This window comes from Micromonospora polyrhachis (assembly GCF_014203835.1).
GTDB classification, from domain to species: Bacteria; Actinomycetota; Actinomycetes; order Mycobacteriales; family Micromonosporaceae; genus Micromonospora_H; species Micromonospora_H polyrhachis.
The window spans coordinates 1,148,832-1,164,856 of the sequence record NZ_JACHJW010000001.1 but is presented as its reverse complement, the minus strand read 5'-3'; the positions used below and the strand labels follow the sequence as shown (position 1 = coordinate 1,164,856).

The following is a 16,025-nucleotide window of genomic DNA, read 5'->3' as shown; positions in this document are numbered from 1 at the left end:
GGTCCTCGGTCGACTACTCCAACTGGGTGGGGTCCAGACCCAGTTCCCGGGCAGCGGTCAGGCGGATCCAGTCGGACAACTGCCGGCGGGTGATCACCCGGTCGTGCACCGCCACCTGTACGGCGAGCCCGTCGATCAGTGCGTTGATCCGCCAGGCCGCCCCGGCCGGGTCGGCACAGGTGAACGTCCCCTCGGCGACGCCGGCCGAAATGATCTCGGTCAGGTCTTCCTTCCAGCGCAGGTCCAGCCGCCGGGACACCTTCTCCAACTCCGGGGTACGCAGCGACTCCGACCAGCCGTCGATCCACATCGCCCAGGAGTTGGAGCGACCAGTCGGGGCGTACAGCCTCAGGACCCGCTTCAGCTTGGTCAACGGCGGGGCAGAGGAGCGGACGACCGCATCCAGCCGGGCCAGATCCTGCTCGGCCGCGTACGCGAAAGCCTGCGCGAGCAGCCGTTCCTTGGTGGAGAAGTGGTAGAAAACGAGTGCCTGGCTGACCCCGGCGGCCTGGGCGACATCGGCGGTACGGGTGTTCGCCAGCCCACGTTCGACAATCACGTCACATGCGGTACGCAGCAGGGCATCCAGGCGGACCTCGGCCGCGCGTCTCGTCACGCGGCTACGGTAACCCATGCCTTCGAGCACGAGGAGTTACCGACACGGCGTCCGGTCTGTGTCACCTCTAGCTCAGGTTCCTAGGATGATCTCCGGGGTGTGTTGGGTGTTATGGGGCTACCCGAGCTTTCTGGCGCGTCGTGGGCACCCCGATTTGGCACTGGCTCCGCAGCTCGGCTAAAGTTCTCACCTGTCACCGGGAAACGCCGGAAACAAACGGAGACAAGCGGACGTAGCGCAGCTGGTAGCGCATCACCTTGCCAAGGTGAGGGTCGCGGGTTCGAATCCCGTCGTCCGCTCGGAGATGCCGCCACGACAGCGGGGGCAACCTCGGTGGAGTGGCCGAGAGGCGAGGCAACGGCCTGCAAAGCCGTGTACACGGGTTCAAATCCCGTCTCCACCTCGGCAAGTAAACGAGGGCGATTGGCGCAGTGGGAGCGCGCTTCCTTGACACGGAAGAGGTCACTGGTTCAAACCCAGTATCGCCCACCATGTATATCAGCACGTCATGTGGCTCGTTGCCGGGATTCCGGTAACGAGCCACTTTGTTGTTGCTCCTTACGTTGGGAGCAGATTGGGAGCACGTGATCGTTCGTGTTCCTGGTGGGTGGCGGTGATCCCGTCGCGTCCTGTCCGTGGTGGCGGTCGTGTGGGTGGTCGGCTGGTCCGCGGTTGGTGGTGGGCTTCTACCTGTTGGCTGAAGAACGTTCGGGACGGCACCCCACCGATGCCGCCCCGACGTCCTTGATGGGGTGGTCATGCCGCGCGGAGGTGTCGTGCCTCGGTGGCTGCCGGCCCGGGGCGTGTCCGCGCTGCCGTTGCCGCAGCCCAGCCAGGGCCTGACTGAATGCGCTGGTCAACCCGGTCACATCAGCGAGGTCGGCGAGCAGCCGGGCCGCTCACGAAGGGCCGAGGCTAGAGTGGGTGTTCGTGCTTTACGGCAGATCGGCGGAGGTCAGCGCACTCGACAAGGTGATCGCACGGGCTCGCGACGGCTCTGGCGGTGCGGTGGTGTTGCGGGGTGAGGCAGGCGTGGGCAAGACGGCCCTGCTCGACGCGGCGGCAGTGCGAGGCGGCGCGATGCGTGTGCTGCGGACCACCGGCGTCGAGGCTGAGACCGACCTTGCGTTCGCAGCGCTGCACCAGGTGCTGTGGCCGGTAACCGGCTCGCTCGACGCGCTGCCCGAACCGCAGCACGACGCTGTGCGCGCGGCGCTGGGTCTCGCCGCGGGCACAGCCGGCGATCGGTATCTGCTGGGCGCTGGCGTGTTTTCGCTGCTGGCCGAAGCCGCCGCGCCGGACGGGCTGATCTGTGTGGTCGACGACTTCCAGTGGGTCGACCAGGCATCAGCCGACGCACTGCTGTTCGCCGCCAGGCGCCTGGAGACAGAAAAGATCGCGATGTTGTTCGCCGTGCGCGGGGACGCTCCGGTCAAGGGTGTTCCCCTGACGGTGGAGGTGCGTGGCCTGCCCGGAGCCGCCGCGGCCGAGATGCTGGAGTCCCGCTGCGGTGTGCAGCCCGGTGTGGCGCGGGAACTTGTCACGCTGACCCGCGCGAATCCGCTCGCGCTGGGCGAGATCGCCGCCCGCTTGACGCCCGCGCAGCTCGCCGGACGCGAACCGCTGCCCGACCCGCTTCCCGGTGGGGCCCGGCTGTTCGGCGATCGGGTGGCGGCGTTGTCCGCCTCTGCCCGGCTGTTCGCTCTGGTCGCCGCAGTGGAGGCTGACCTCGACTTGGTCCTGCGCGCCACCGACCGGTTGTCCGCAGAGCGAACGGTATGGCCCGGCGAGAACATGGGATCGTGGACTGGGCGGATGGCGCTGGCCGAGCTGGAGGAGTCCGGGCTGGCCGAGCTCTCGGGTACGCGCGTGCGCTTCCGTCATCCGCTCGTCCGGTCGGCGGTGCACGAGGCGGCCACCCCGGCCGGGATCCGCCGGGTGCATGCCGTACTGGCGGAAGTCACCGAGGGTGACCGGCGCGCCTGGCACCTGGCCGGGGCTGCCATGGGTCAGGACGAGCGGGCTGCCACCGAGTTGGTGGCTGCCGCGGAGCTCGCACGTGACCGCGGTGGGTACGGCACCGCGGCCGCCGCCCTGGCCCGGGCCGCGGAGCTGACCGCCGAGCCGCGCGCCCGTGCTGCGCGTCTGAAGGACGCCGCCGTCGCGGCCTGGCTAGGTGGCCGCCCGGGTCAGGCGGAGTCGCTGCTAGCTGAAGCCCGTGACCAGGCTGGCGTGGATGCCGGCCTTGACATGGAGATCGCCCAGCTGCGAGGCCGGTTCGAGCTGAACTCCGGCAACGCCGCCGAGGCCGTGCGGATCCTGGCGGCGGGCGACAGCCTGGAGATGCTGGCCGATGCAGTGGAGGCCGCCTCGTACGTCGGCGACACGGCCGCCATCATCGAGCTCGGGCGGAGGGCAGCAGCGCACCGCGAGGGATTCTTGCGGGATGCGGTGGCGGGGATCGGCCTGGCGCTGGATGGGGACGCTGCTGGGCCGGGCCTGCTGCGGCGGGCGTTGGCGCGGGTCGGCGAGCTGGGGGAGGCGGCGGAGTACCTGTGGGCGGTGGCTGTGGCCAGCCAACTGGGCGAGTCGGACCTGGCGACCGAGATGGCCGAGCGGGCCGGAAGGGTGGCCCGGGTGTCGGGGATGACCGGGCAGCTGCCGGTCGTGCTGGAGTTCGTGGCGACGGCCGAACGCATCGCCGGGCGGCTGGCAAGTAGCCAGGCCATCTCCGAGGAGGGCCTGGAATTGGCCCGCGAGGCCGGCTACGAGAACACCGTGGCCGCGCACCTGGCCAACCTGGCGGTCCTGGCGGCGCTACGAGGCGAGGAGGAGACCTGCGAACGGCAGGCCCGCGAGGCGCTGGCCATCGCCATACCGCATCGGGTGGGTCTGCGCGCAGGGGTCGCCGCGTACGCGCTGGCGTTGCTCGACCTGTGCCTGGGGCGCTACGCGACGGCGCACGACCGCTTCACGGCCATCGCCGCGGCGGGACCGGGTGTCGGGCATCCCACCGTGGTGTGGCGGACGGCGCCGGATCGCGTTGAGGCCGCCGTGGGCGCGGGCGACGAGGTGGGCGCGCGGGCGGCGCTCGAGGCATACGAGCGGTGGTCGGCGTACGCCGCGACGCCCGAGTCGCACGCCCTGCTGGCCCGCTGTCGGGGCTTGACCGAGTCCTCCGAGGAGGCCTTCGGCGAGGCGTTGCGGCTGCATACCAATCCCTTCGAGGCGGCCAGGACGGCGCTGCTGCTGGGCGAGCGCCTGCGCCGCACGCAGCGGCCGAGCGAGGCGCGGACGCAGCTGCGGATGGCGTGGGAGACATTCGAGCGGGCAGGCGCGAGGCCGTGGGCGAGGCGTGCACAGGGGGAGCTGCGGGCGGCGGGCGAAAGCGGGCAGGCCCCAAGCTCGGCCGCGTTGGACGCGCTGACCCCGCAGGAGTTGCGCATCGCGGGGCTGGTCGCCGACGGGCTGTCGAGCAAGCAGATCGCTGCCCAACTGTTCCTGAGCCCCCGGACGGTCGAGTATCACCTGTACAAGATCTATCCGAAGCTGGGCGTCGGCTCCCGCACGGAACTGGCGCGACTAGTAGTTCTACAGAAGGCGCCTGCGGCGGCAGAGGACATGCTTTGAGACATGCATGAGGTGAACATCTGGAGTGAAGAGTTCGGCGCCGCGACGGATGCGCCGATCCTGTTGATCATGGGGTCGATGTCGCAGGGCGTCCTGTGGCCGGACGAGTTCGTCGGCCGCCTTGTCGCCGGAGGCCGCCGGGTGGTCCGGTACGACCACCGTGACACCGGCATGTCGGACACGGTTGACTTCGCGGTGGAGCCGTACACGTGGGACGACATCAAGAACGACGTGTACCGCGTGCTGGACGCCCACGGCATGGAGAGCGCGCACCTGGTCTGCCATTCGGCGGGCGGGCTACTCGGCCAGTTCATCGCGTTGGAGCGGCCCGAGCGGGTGCGCTCGCTGACCATTATCGGCTCCTCACCGCTCGGTGGCGGCGAAGGTCAGGTGATCATGCGGGCTCTGCTGGGGCAGCCCCAGCCTGAGGGCAGCCTGCCTGAGCCGGCACCGGAGTTCGTGGCCTTCTACCGGGCGCTGATGACCGCCCCACCGCCGGAGGACCGGCGCGCCCAGATCAACAGCATGATCGCCGAACAGCGCGTGCTGCACGGCACCGGGCTGCCGTTCGACGAGGACGCGGCGCGTCGGCTACAGGAACGGATCTACGACCGGGCCCGCGACCTGTCGTCGGTGGCCAACCACCGGCTGGCCGCAGCGGCGAACCCGGACTTCGAGCCAGTGGGCGTGCTGCATCAGCTGAAGGCGCCCACGCTGGTCATCGAAGGCAGCCACGAGCCGGTCAAAAGGGGTCACGGCGCGATCATCGCCGAGCAGATCTCGGGAGCGCGGCTGATGATCACGGCGGGCATGGGGCACACGCTGCCGCCGGAGGTGCACGAGGAACTGGCCACCGCCATCCTCATGCACACAGCCGAGTGATAGCTCATCCAACTGCACAAGAACGGTGAACTGGGGGTGTGGGAGCGGGGCTGAACGAGCTTCGCTCTGCTGTAGCAGCGGGGTGACTGCCGGCCGTGCCGTTATGTGGATGGCCGCTCGACGGCCGGCGCATCTCGTTGTGTAATCGCTGCCCCCGGCAAGCCGCTTCGACGTCCTGTCGCCTGATGTCAGCCACGTCAGCGTGCTCGTCCGCTCCGGCGGGCCCCGGCGTTGCTGTCCTCCCTGGCCCGGGGACTGACGAGATCCGCGGCCTGATCGACGAATAGCGCGGTCGATGATCGGATAGAGAATTGACCGTTTTGCCATGACTTGCTGGAAAGAGACGATGCAAGTGTTCGATTCCACCATCCCCGCCGTCGAGGTAACCGATCTCACCCAGCGTTTCGGTACAGTGCTCGCCGTCGACCGGCTCAGCCTGAGCATCCCACCGGGAATGTGCTACGGCATCGTCGGCCCGAACGGGGCCGGTAAGACCACCACGCTGACGGCAATGTGCGGGTTGCGGGAGCCGACCTCCGGCGCGATCAGGATCGCCGGTCATGACCTGCGAACCGATCGGGTAAACGCGCTCGCCCAGCTCGGAATCATGATGGACGGGCTGTCGCTACCCGAACGGCTGACCGCCACGGAGGTGCTGCGGTACAGCGCCGGGCTGCGTGGGCTGGATGACAGCTGGCGGGCCCGCGCCGACGACCTGCTGGAGATCCTGGGACTCGACGCCGCCCCACGCACGCTGATCGTGGAGTATTCCACCGGCATGCGCAAAAAGATCAACTTGGCGCTGGCGATGCTGCACCGCCCCAGAGTGCTGATCCTCGATGAGCCGTTCGAGGCGATCGACCCGGTCTCGGCCCGATCCATCGAACAGGTGCTCACACAGCACGCCGCCGCCGGTGGCACGGTGGTCATGTCGAGCCACATCATGGACTTCGTCGAACGCAACTGCCGTCGGGTGGCGGTGGTGGCCGGTGGCCGGGTGCTGGTCGAGGGGCCGGTTGACGAGGTGGCAGCGGGCGGGACGCTCAACGAACGTTTCGTCGAGCTGGTCGGCGCCGATCCGGTCCGTCCGCTGAAGTGGCTGACATGACCCGCGCCCTGTTCGCGCTGAAGCTACGCCTGTTCCGCAACGGCCCGCACAACGAGCGCGGATTCAGCCTGGTCACCGGTATGGCCCTGGCCGCGCTGGTGGTCGTCGCCGCAGCAGTGGCCAACCGTGGACTGCTCCACGAAGGCTGGATCGCCGTGGCGCTCACCGGATGGGGCGCCATGTGGCTGTTCGGCCCTCTGGCCCAGCCACGCCACGATCCGTCGGTCATCTCGCGCGACTGGTTACGCGGCTATCCGCTGCGGCCATGGCGCGCGGCCCTGGCTTTGTCCTGGACCGAGCTGCTGGGCGTCGGCCCGCTGGTCACGCTGACCTGTCTGTCGTCCCTGGTCGCGCTGGCCGCGCCGAGCGGCCTGACGGCGGCCACGATCGGCGTGGTGGCGATGGTGGCACAGCTGTACCTGCTGGTCTGGGCGGGTAAGACGGTGGCGGCAATCACGGCATGGCTGCTACAGACCCGGGCCGGGATGACGCTGGCCGCCACCCAAACCGCCATCATGCTCGCGCTGTCGTTCGCCGGGTGGGTGCCGATCGCGGCCTGGTTGCTGCCCCGCCTCGGTCAGGGCGACACCACCCTGGTCACCCCCAGCTTCGGGCAGCTACCCGCGTCGGTCATCGACGTGCTCGCCCTCCTGCCCACGGGATGGGGATACCGCGCCGCGATCGCCGCCCGTGACAGCGCCGGGACGGACGCGGTCATCGTGCCACTGATGGGCCTCCTGACCATGGGCGCACTGCTGCAACTGGGCTGGACCACCCTGACGGCTCGTGCCCTACGCCGCCCACCTCGCCACGCGACGCCGCGACGGCCCAACGCACCAGGTCGTGGGCTGTCGCTTCCGTTCACGACGCCGCAGGTGTCCGCTGTCGTCTCGCGAGAGCTGGCCACCTGGTCGCGGGATCCCGCGCGCGGTGTGGAACTGCGTAGCGCCTGGCTGACCCCGCTGCTGATGGCGCTCATCATCGCGGTCACCGACTGGAGTTGGGCGCTGCCCCTGGTGGGTCCCGCAGCGGCGGTGTTCGGCGCGATGGTCGCGGTCAACACCTACGCCCTGGACGGCACGGCCCTGTGGCAGCTGCTCACCACGCCGGGCGCCCTCCAGGCCGACGTACGCGGCCGGATGGCGGCATGGTTCCTGTTATTCGGCGCACCGTCGATCGTGCTGGCGGCTGTGTTGTGGGCCGTGACCCGCTCTCCGCTGGGCGTTGTCGCCATCAGCGGCGCCATCGCCGCAGCCGCCGTGGCCTGCGCCGTGGCACCGCTGATCGCGCTCCTGATGCCAGCTGTCGGCACCGATGCCCGCGATCGCCGCTACCCTGGCCAACAAGCAGGCGATCCGACCGGTGGACAAATGACGATCTTTCCCGTGGTCCTGCTGGGCGCCATTCTCCCCGGCATCATTGGCGCCACCACCGGCGGTCACTTGTGGGCGTCGGCGCTCGCGGCCCTCCTGCTGGCCGCGGTCAGCCTCTCCCTGCCCCCCACTCTCACCGTGCGTCTGCTGCGGCGGCATGGCACCAGACTGCTCGACGTGATGGTCTCCCGCGACGCCGCCCAGCTACACCGACCTCCAAAGAGAGCACCCTGATACTCCAACATCACTTGATTTCCCGGCTGCCAGGGACCGCACCCGCCAACAACAGCTTCCAACTCCCGCCGCTTCGGACCGTGCATGCGATTACCCCGCACACAGCTCATGGTCGTCGTTCACCGCCGGACGGCGATACCCTCACCCGCCTCCCGGCCGGCTTCGCGGTGTCGGTGACCACCGTGTGGCCGCTATCTGCGTGAGGCCGTCGACCTGCTCGCCGCCTGCGCTGACGACCTCGATACGGCGATGCGCCGGGCAGCCCGGTTGGCGTACGCGATCCTCGACGGCACGCTGATTCCGATCGACCGGGTTGCTGACCAGCGTCCCTACTAAGTGGGTAAGCACAAGCACCACGGGGTGAACGTGCAGGTCCTAACCGACGCCGCCGGGCGGCTGGTCTGGGCCTCACCCGCCTGCCTGGCTCCGTTCACGACCTGACCACCGCTCGCAGCCACGACCTGATCGACGCCCTGGCCAGCGTGAACGTGCTGACCTTCGTCGATAAGGGCTTCCCAAGACGCCTGCGGCATCATCTGGACCCCGTTCAAACGCCGCCGCACCCACTTGTCCCGCCGGCAGAAGTTCGCCAACCGGCACCCCGCCAGATCCGAGCACTCGGCAAACGCGCCGTCTCCACCCTCAAGACGTAAACGCGCTCGGTCCGGATGACCGAGTTGTTCCCGCCGATCCCGATTTTCGCTTGCGCGGACTCGACGGAAACCGTCCACCGGTTCGAGCAGATCGTCAGCAAGATCCGGCTGGACCAGGCACCGCCGCGCAACCACTGGTGGCACGTACCGTTCCATCTGACCGGCCGCGGCATCATGTCCCGGCCCGTGGGCCGGGACATGATGTTCGCCATCGACTTCGACTTCGTCGACCACCGGCTGGTCATCAACACCCTGGCCGGCCAGACGGCCACCTTCCTCCTACCCGGCCTGTCCGTCGCGGCGTTCCAGGAACGACTGTTCACCGCGCTCTCGCACCTCGGCATCCAGGTACACATCGAGGCCGAACCCTACGATCTGGCCGACAGCACCCCGTTCGCCGAGGACACCACGCACGCCGCGTACGACCCCTACTGTGTCAACCGGTGCTGGCAGGTACTCAGCCAGGTGGGGCTGGTGCTGGAGGAGTGCACCACCTCGGGCACACCATCGACATCGCGGTCATGCGATTCTCCGGCCGACAGGCGCAGCAGCCGGACACCGTCGACCCGGTGACCCGGGAGGCGTACTCGCACGAGGTGATCAGCGCCGGCTGTTGGAGGTTTGTGCCGGTGACCCGGTGTATCCGTTTGGTTGTCGTGGTGGCGGTGCTGGTGGCCGGGTTGGCCGGCTGCCAGACCATCGCTGGGCGGCAGTGTCTAACTGGGTGACTAAGCCCCCGGAGTGTCGGCCTCCGGACCGGGAGTGGCCGCGTCAGCGGACTTCGTCCGTGGTGACGGTGGTGCGAAGACGATCCACGGCACCGCGCCGTTCGGGAGCACCGGGGGGAGCTGGTGGCGTTCATCGGTCGGTGGTGACATCTACCTGGACGCCAGCCGCTCTGTCACGGCCAACGGCCGGATGCACCTCAACGATTCGGAACGGCTTTATCTGCTCAGCCACGGTCGATTGAGCTGTCGCTTTGACGGCCAACGGCGGCGCGGTGCTTCAGCCCGTCGACGGCTACCATCTCCGGCGTGTCGATCTTCCCGTACGAGCTGTACGGTCCCGAGGGGCTCGCGGCGCGCTGGGTGCAGTGGGCTGCGGCCACCGGACCGTGGAGAAATCCGGTGCTGGACCGGACCGGCCGTTACGCGCACGTGCGTCAGCCGAAGGACGTGTGGTTTCTCGCGGGCTGCTTCGGCGGGGCCGTCGAACGTCGGTGCACCATTCCTTCGGACCGTCCGCTGTTCATGCCCGCGTTCAACATGTGGTGTCCGGACGGCACGTACATTCCGCCGCTACCCCAAGCGCGGGGCACGGTCCACGTCGATGGGCAGCAACACCCCGTTGTCACCATCGACGCGGCGAAGCTGTTCGACGTCCGCGGCGCGTTCCTCAACCCCGTCACCCGCGTCCGGCGAGCCGTCCCGATGTGGGTCTGGGGCATCTGGGCCATGGTCGACCAGTTGCCATCCGGCGAGCACACAGTCTGCTTGGACGGCACGGACGGGCACGGATTCAGCGTCACGGCGACGTATCACCTCGTCGTGCGCTGAGGCGCACCGTTACAGATAATCCGGGCAGGTCACCCCACCGCTACGATCATTACACCCGGGCCGGCTCTGACACGTATTCGCACGCCGCCAGCTCAACTCCTATGGGCGGCCCGCACGGGTGCACGGTTAGCGAACTGTCGTGCCCGTCGATACTTCGGCGCGTACGGTCGGCGGCAGATCAGCAGATGTGATCATGGGTTGGCTCAGGATCGGGCAAACGTCGACTTCGGAGCTGCCGTCGACGCGGCTCGCGCTACATGGTGGCCTGGCTGCCCGAGTGTCGACGACATAGACATAGGGGGTTGGCCAGAGGTCTGCTCTGCCCAGGTGTGAATGGGGGCCCGGCACCGAGGGCAGGGCACCGATTGAAACGCCTGTTCGACACGCCGGTAACTGCGTGACTCGATCTGATTGCGCAACGTACGCTCCGGGCGTATTTCCACCCGCAGAGGGCTGAGACCCGCTTCGTTCAACACCTGTTTCCCGGCACCAACCGGGCGATCCCTGCTGCCCGAACTCATCTGTCCCGCCGGCCGAGGCCGCCATTCCCCGAGGAGACTGTGTGGAGACCGTGATCCGCCCCCCACAGGTACTCAACCAGGACGAGACAACCAGCAACGAAGCCGAGCTGGTGCTGCCGGAGTTGGAGGATCCCGACTGGATGCACCACGCCCGGCAGATCGCGCAGACCAGCTTCTGGGCGGTGGCGCGGCGCCTGCCCCGCCTGGTGGGAGAGGCGATCGGGGTGGCGTGGGCGACCAGCCGCCGGGACACGATCACGTCGATCGGCCTGAACATCGCCGCCGGGGTGATGACCACATTCGGGCTGCTTGCCACCACCAGAGTGCTGACCGAGCTGTTCGCCGCTGGTCCCACCCCGGACCGGGTCCGCGCGGCGCTGCCCGCTCTGCTGCTGGCCGCCGCGGCGGTGATGGCGAAGGGGGGCCTGACGATCGCGGCCGGCTGGGCCCAGGCCCGCCTGGTTCCGCAGATCAACTACCGGGTGGAACTGCGGATGTTCGAGGTGACCACGGCGGTCGACCTGGCCGCGTTTGACGACGCCGGGTTCGCCGAGGAAATGGACCGAGCTCGGGACCGCGGGATGCGCGAAGCCGCCTCGATCGTTGACCACACGGTCAACCTCATCACCGGCGTGGTCGGTGTCCTCGCCACCGCCGCTGCGGTCGCGGTGATCCAACCGATCTTGCTGCCCTGCCTGCTGCTCGCGGCCGTCCCCGAGGCGATCACCGCCGTGCGGGTCGCCCGCCGCCAGTACCTGAATCTGCTGGCCCGGATCACGCGGCGCCGCCGGATGTGGATGCTCGCCAACCTGATGGCCAATCGGCATACCGCCGCTGAGGTCCGCTCCTACCAGATGCGCGAGTTCCTGCTCGGCGAGTACCGGCGGATGATGAATTCCGAGACCCGGGCCGACCTCGACCTGGTCCGCTCACAGACCGCGACCCGCGTGCTCGGCGCCTCCGCAGCTGGGCTGGCCAGCTTCGCCGTCTACGCCGTCCTCGGTGGCCTGCTTCTCACCGGCTGGGTCGCCCTTGCGGCTGCCGCGACCGCCCTGCTGGCGCTGCAGACCGCCCACACCAGCCTCGGGGTGGCGGTATTCGCGACCAATTCGCTCTACGAGGACGCCCTCTACTACCAGGACTACCGGGACTTCCTCGACCGGGCCCGGCTGCGTACCCTGCCCGCCGGCGGCGAGCCCGCCGCCGGATTCGACACCATCGAACTCGACCAGGTCAGTCTGCGCTACCCGGACACCGACACCCCGGCGGTCGACAAGGTCAGCCTGACCCTGCGCCGCGGCCAAGTGGTCGCGCTGGTCGGTGAGAACGGCTCTGGCAAGACCACCCTCGCCAAACTCATCGCTGGCCTCTACCGGCCCACCTCAGGCACCATCCGCTGGGACGGCGTCGACACCGCCGACCTCGACCCGCACAGCCTCGGCTCACACATCGCCGTCATGACCCAGGACTGGTGGAAGTTTCCCTTCACCGTCCGCCAGAACATCCGCATCGGCCGCCACGACCGCCCAGCGCACGGGCCGGGACCGAGCCTGGAGGACGCCGCCCGGGCCGCCGCCGCCCACGACATGATCCTCGACCTCCCGTACGGGTACAACACCCTGCTTGACCGCGAGTTCAAGAACGGCCATGACCTCTCCGGCGGCCAGTGGCAACGTCTCGTCGCCGCTCGCAGCCTCTACCGCGACGCCCGACTCCTGGTCTGCGACGAACCCTCCGCCGCCCTCGACGCCCGTGCCGAACACGCCATGTTCCAACACCTGCGCCGCCACCCCGACCGGCTGATCGTCCTGATCACTCACCGGCTCGCCAACGTCCGCCACGCCGACCAGATCTACGTCATGCGTGACGGCCAACTCGTCCAACAGGGCAACCATGACGAGCTGATGGCCCAGGGCGGCCTCTACCAGGAGTTGTTCAACCTCCAGGCCAGCGGCTACCTGTCCGATGCATCCTCGAGGACTGCCCAGCACTCGTGACCCTGCTGCCTGGGTGGGCACCCGATACCAGGTCCCCTACTCCGGTGCCTGACATCCGGCACCGGAGTTGCGGACCGCGCTACTAGATGATTGAGTCCTAAATCTTTGCTGGTGGGAGGTGCTGGCGTACTGAAATAGGGAAGGGTGTCGTTGTCTGCTCGTGACAGCTGACATCAACACCCTTCTGACCGCACTGTACGTGTTCGTAGACGATCACCTGGTACCGCGTCGCCGCCGTCCCGGCCGGCCCCAGCAGTTGTCCGACGCCGAACTGGTCTGCCTGATGATCACCCAGGTCCTGTTCGACTTCCCTCGTGAACGGCACTGGATCCGCTGGGCCGGCACCCACCTGCAAGGCATGTTCCCGTACCTGCCGACCGCGTCCGGCTACGGCAAACGGGTCCGCGGCAGCGGTCAGCTCATCGCCACCGTGCTCCGGGCCCTGGCCCAGGTCACCCCTTCGAGTGCCCCGATCCTCAGGTTGATCGACTCCACCCCGGTACCGTGCGGCACCTCACGGGAGACCACGAAACGTTCGGACCTGGCCGGGCATGCCAGCTACGGCTACAGCGCCTCACACTCCCGCTACTTCTGGGGCATGCGCCTGTATCTACTGGCCACAGCCGAGGGCATGCCCGTGCTGTGGTGCCTGGCCAACCCGAAACTCGACGAACGGGAGGTGATGGCCGCCCTCATCGAGGCCGACCACCACCTGATCGCCGACGGGCAGGTCATCCTGGCCGACCGTGGCTTCGCCAGCCCGGAGTTCGACCAGTTCTGCGACCTGCGCAGCATCCACCTGGTCCGCCCGAAACGCGCCAACGCCACAGCCGACGCCCCACGCACCCCGGCCGAGAAAGCCCTGCTCCGCGCCCGCCAATGGATCGAGTCGATCTTCCAGAGCCTGAAAGGCCAGCTCTCCCTGGAACGACACGGAGCCCGCCGACACGACGGCCTGTTCGCCCGCGTCGGTCAACGCCTACTCGCCCTGGCCGCCGTGATCTGGCACAACACCAACATCGGCGCACCCAACCCAAGATCACTCATCGCATACGACCATTGACCAGCAAGAATTTAGGACTCAATCATCTAGATCGACGGCGCGGGCACTCGCTGCTGGAGTGCGGGGCGTCCGGGCGCTGCGTAGTTCCAGCCGGCCGCCTGCCACCCGGCCGTGTCGAGCAGGTGGCGCGCGTCGACGACGTTGCGCTGTTTGACCTCCTCGCCGAGGAGGTACGGATCGGCTACCGCGAACTCGTCCCAGTCGGTGAGCAGGGCGACGGCGTCTGCACCCCGCACGGCGTCCAACAGCGTGGGCGCGTAGCCCAACTCCGGGAATGCCCGCCGAGCATTGTCCATCGCCCGAGGGTCGTAGACGGCGACCTCGCCGTCCTCGCGGTGGATCACATTCGCCACATGCAGCGCGGGGGAGTCCCGGATGTCGTCGGTGCCCGGCTTGAAGGCGGCCCCGAGGACCGCTATACGTCGGCCGGTGAAGGATCCACCGCACTGCTTGCGAAGGAGTTCCACCACCCGGTCGCGGCAGCGCATGTTCACCGCGTCTATCTCGGCGAGGAAGGCCAGCGCGTGGCCGACCCCCAGTTCGTCCGCTCGGGCCAGGAGTGCCCGGATGTCCTTGGAAACGCAGCCGCCACCGAATCCGAGCCCCGAGGTGAAGAACTTGCCGCCGATTCGCGTGTCGTACGCGAGTGCCTGGGTGACGACCGTGATGTCGGCGCCACTCGCGTCGCAGAACTCGGATATCGCGTTGATGAACGAGAGTTTGGTGGCCATGAAGGAATTCGCCGCCGATTTGATCACTTCGGCGGTGGGCAGGTCCGCCACGACCACGGGAACTCCCGCGTCGATGATCCGGGCGTAGACCTCCCGCAGCATCTGCTCGGCCCGGGCATGCGGGACGCCGAGGACGAGCCGTTCGGGGTGCAGCGTGTCGGAGATCGCCTTGCCCTCGCTGAGAAACTCGGGGTTCCAGGCGACCGACACGTTCTCGCCGGCCGGAGCGACGGCGTGGAGCTTGGCGGCCAGACGCGCTGCGGTACCCACCGGAACCGTCGATTTTCCGACGACGAGGCACTCGCTTACCAGGTGCGGGCCCAACTGCTCGACCACGGCGTCCAGATGGCTCAGGTCGGCGCTGGTGCCGTTGCTCTGCTGGGGCGTGCCGACGCAGATGAAGTGGACGTCGGCGGTCGCGGCCTCCTCGTACGACGTGGTGAACCGCAGTCTTCCTGAGGCGAGATGCCGGCCGACCAGTTCGTCGAGGCCGGGCTCGAAGAACGGCACACGGCCGCTGGCCAGCGCCGAGATCTTGGCGGCGTCGACGTCGACGGCGATCACGTCGTGCCCGAGTTCCGCCATGCCCGCGGCGTGCGTGACGCCCAGATACCCGCATCCCACTACGGAGATCACGTGCACTATCCCTCCTCGCGTTCTTGTTCGCCGGTGGAAACGCCCGGGTTCGTGGACCGCCGTGCCTGCACCGCGTCGTCGACCGTGCGCCGAAGCCCCTCGGCGAGCGGAACCTGCGGCTCCCAGCCCAGTTCCTGTTTCGCCAGAGTGATGTCGGGACAGCGCTGTCGGGGGTCGTCCTCGTCCGCCGCGACGTACTCGATCGGCGAGGAACTGCCGGCGACCTTGCGGATCATGAGAGCCAGGTCGTGGATCGTGACCTCCTCGGTGTTGCCGATGTTGATGGGCCGCTGGTAGTCGCTCGCCGCGATCGCGAGGATGCCGCGGGCAGTGTCCTCGACGAAGCAGGGCGATCGGGTCTGCGCGCCGTCGCCGTGGATCCGCAGCGGCAGGCCCGCGACGGCCTGCGCGACGAAGCCTGAGATCACCCGGCCGTCGGGCCGCATGCGAGGACCGTAGCTGTTGAAGATGCGGGCGATTCCCACACTCACGCCGAACTTGCTGCCGTACGCGACGGTCATCGCCTCGGCATAACGCTTCGCCTCGTCGTAGACCGAACGGGCGCCGATCGGGTTGACATTTCCCCAGTACTGTTCGCTCTGGGGGTGCTGCTGCGGATCTCCGTAGATCTCCGAGGTCGACGCGAGCACATACCTCGCCCCGTGTCGGTGCGCCAGGCGCAACGTGTGGTAGGTGCCGGCACTGCCCACCAGCATCGTCTCGATGGGGAGCCGCGCGAACTCCGGTATCGACGCGGGTGAGGCGAGGTGAAGCACGAGGTCGATTCCCTCCGGCGCCTCGAACTCCTCGGTGACGTCGGCCTCCAACAGTGTGAAGCCGGGCCGGTCCCGCAGGTGCTCGATGTAGCTGGGGTGCCCGGTGGAGAAGTTGTCGACGCAGATGACGTCCAGGCCGGAGTCGAGGAGCTGCTCGGCGACGTACGAGCCGACGAAGCCGCCTCCTCCGGTGACGACAGCTCGCCGAAAGCGGCTCAGCGACCCGTCCCGAATGCTGTTGTCCAACAC

At 68.4% G+C, this 16,025-nt stretch carries 10 protein-coding genes, 3 tRNA genes and 2 pseudogenes; 12 read left to right on the top strand and 3 right to left on the bottom strand.

The features are described from left to right. Nucleotides 1-13: 13 nt before the first annotated feature. Nucleotides 14-616, bottom strand: coding sequence for a TetR/AcrR family transcriptional regulator (locus FHR38_RS04475; RefSeq protein WP_184533015.1), 603 nt, complete (start codon nt 614-616; stop codon nt 14-16). 226 nt (nt 617-842) lie between these two features. Here FHR38_RS04475 and FHR38_RS04470 point away from each other — a divergent pair. The 12 genes and pseudogenes from FHR38_RS04470 to FHR38_RS04420 all read left to right on the top strand — a co-directional run bounded on the left by FHR38_RS04470 (nt 843) and on the right by FHR38_RS04420 (nt 13,633). After that, a tRNA-Gly gene (locus tag FHR38_RS04470) sits at nt 843-915 on the top strand. A gap of 33 nt (nt 916-948) precedes the next feature. Then, nucleotides 949-1,019: transfer RNA gene (locus FHR38_RS04465), tRNA-Cys, on the top strand. Nucleotides 1,020-1,033: 14 nt separating this feature from the next. Beyond that, nucleotides 1,034-1,108 (top strand) — tRNA-Val (locus tag FHR38_RS04460). Between the two features lie 438 nt (nt 1,109-1,546). Then, complete coding sequence (locus tag FHR38_RS04455) at nt 1,547-4,246, top strand: ATP-binding protein (RefSeq protein ID WP_184533013.1); 2,700 nt, start codon at nt 1,547-1,549, stop codon at nt 4,244-4,246. Between the two features lie 3 nt (nt 4,247-4,249). After that, a complete protein-coding gene (locus FHR38_RS04450) occupies nt 4,250-5,128 on the top strand; it encodes an alpha/beta fold hydrolase (RefSeq protein WP_184533011.1) in 879 nt (292 codons plus the stop codon). A gap of 346 nt (nt 5,129-5,474) precedes the next feature. Continuing rightward, nucleotides 5,475-6,236, top strand: a complete 762-nt coding sequence (locus FHR38_RS04445; protein ID WP_184533009.1) for an ABC transporter ATP-binding protein — start codon at nt 5,475-5,477, stop codon at nt 6,234-6,236. After that, complete coding sequence (locus FHR38_RS04440) at nt 6,233-7,843, top strand: hypothetical protein (protein WP_184533008.1); 1,611 nt, start codon at nt 6,233-6,235, stop codon at nt 7,841-7,843. Before FHR38_RS04445 ends, FHR38_RS04440 begins: the two co-directional genes overlap by 4 nt. A gap of 128 nt (nt 7,844-7,971) precedes the next feature. After that, nucleotides 7,972-8,490: pseudogene (locus tag FHR38_RS31940) on the top strand (transposase family protein); the annotation flags it as partial. A 21-nt stretch (nt 8,491-8,511) separates the two neighbouring features. Beyond that, nucleotides 8,512-9,224 (top strand): annotated as a pseudogene (locus tag FHR38_RS04435) (DUF5996 family protein). Between the two features lie 306 nt (nt 9,225-9,530). Then, entirely contained in the window at nt 9,531-10,052 is a 522-nt protein-coding gene (locus FHR38_RS04430; protein ID WP_184533006.1) for a hypothetical protein, read from the top strand. A gap of 661 nt (nt 10,053-10,713) precedes the next feature. After that, nucleotides 10,714-12,570 (top strand): ABC transporter ATP-binding protein, encoded by a 1,857-nt coding sequence (locus FHR38_RS04425; RefSeq protein WP_184539218.1) that lies wholly within the window; start codon nt 10,714-10,716, stop codon nt 12,568-12,570. 160 nt (nt 12,571-12,730) lie between these two features. Continuing rightward, on the top strand, nt 12,731-13,633 hold the full coding sequence (locus tag FHR38_RS04420) for an IS982 family transposase (protein WP_184533005.1): 903 nt from the start codon (nt 12,731-12,733) through the stop codon (nt 13,631-13,633). Between the two features lie 26 nt (nt 13,634-13,659). Here FHR38_RS04420 and FHR38_RS04415 read toward each other — a convergent pair whose 3' ends face one another. Continuing rightward, entirely contained in the window at nt 13,660-15,000 is a 1,341-nt protein-coding gene (locus FHR38_RS04415) for a UDP-glucose dehydrogenase family protein (RefSeq protein WP_221448905.1), read from the bottom strand. Between the two features lie 5 nt (nt 15,001-15,005). Then, complete coding sequence (locus tag FHR38_RS04410) at nt 15,006-16,022, bottom strand: GDP-mannose 4,6-dehydratase (RefSeq protein WP_246446937.1); 1,017 nt, start codon at nt 16,020-16,022, stop codon at nt 15,006-15,008. Between the last annotated feature and the right edge of the window lie 3 nt (nt 16,023-16,025).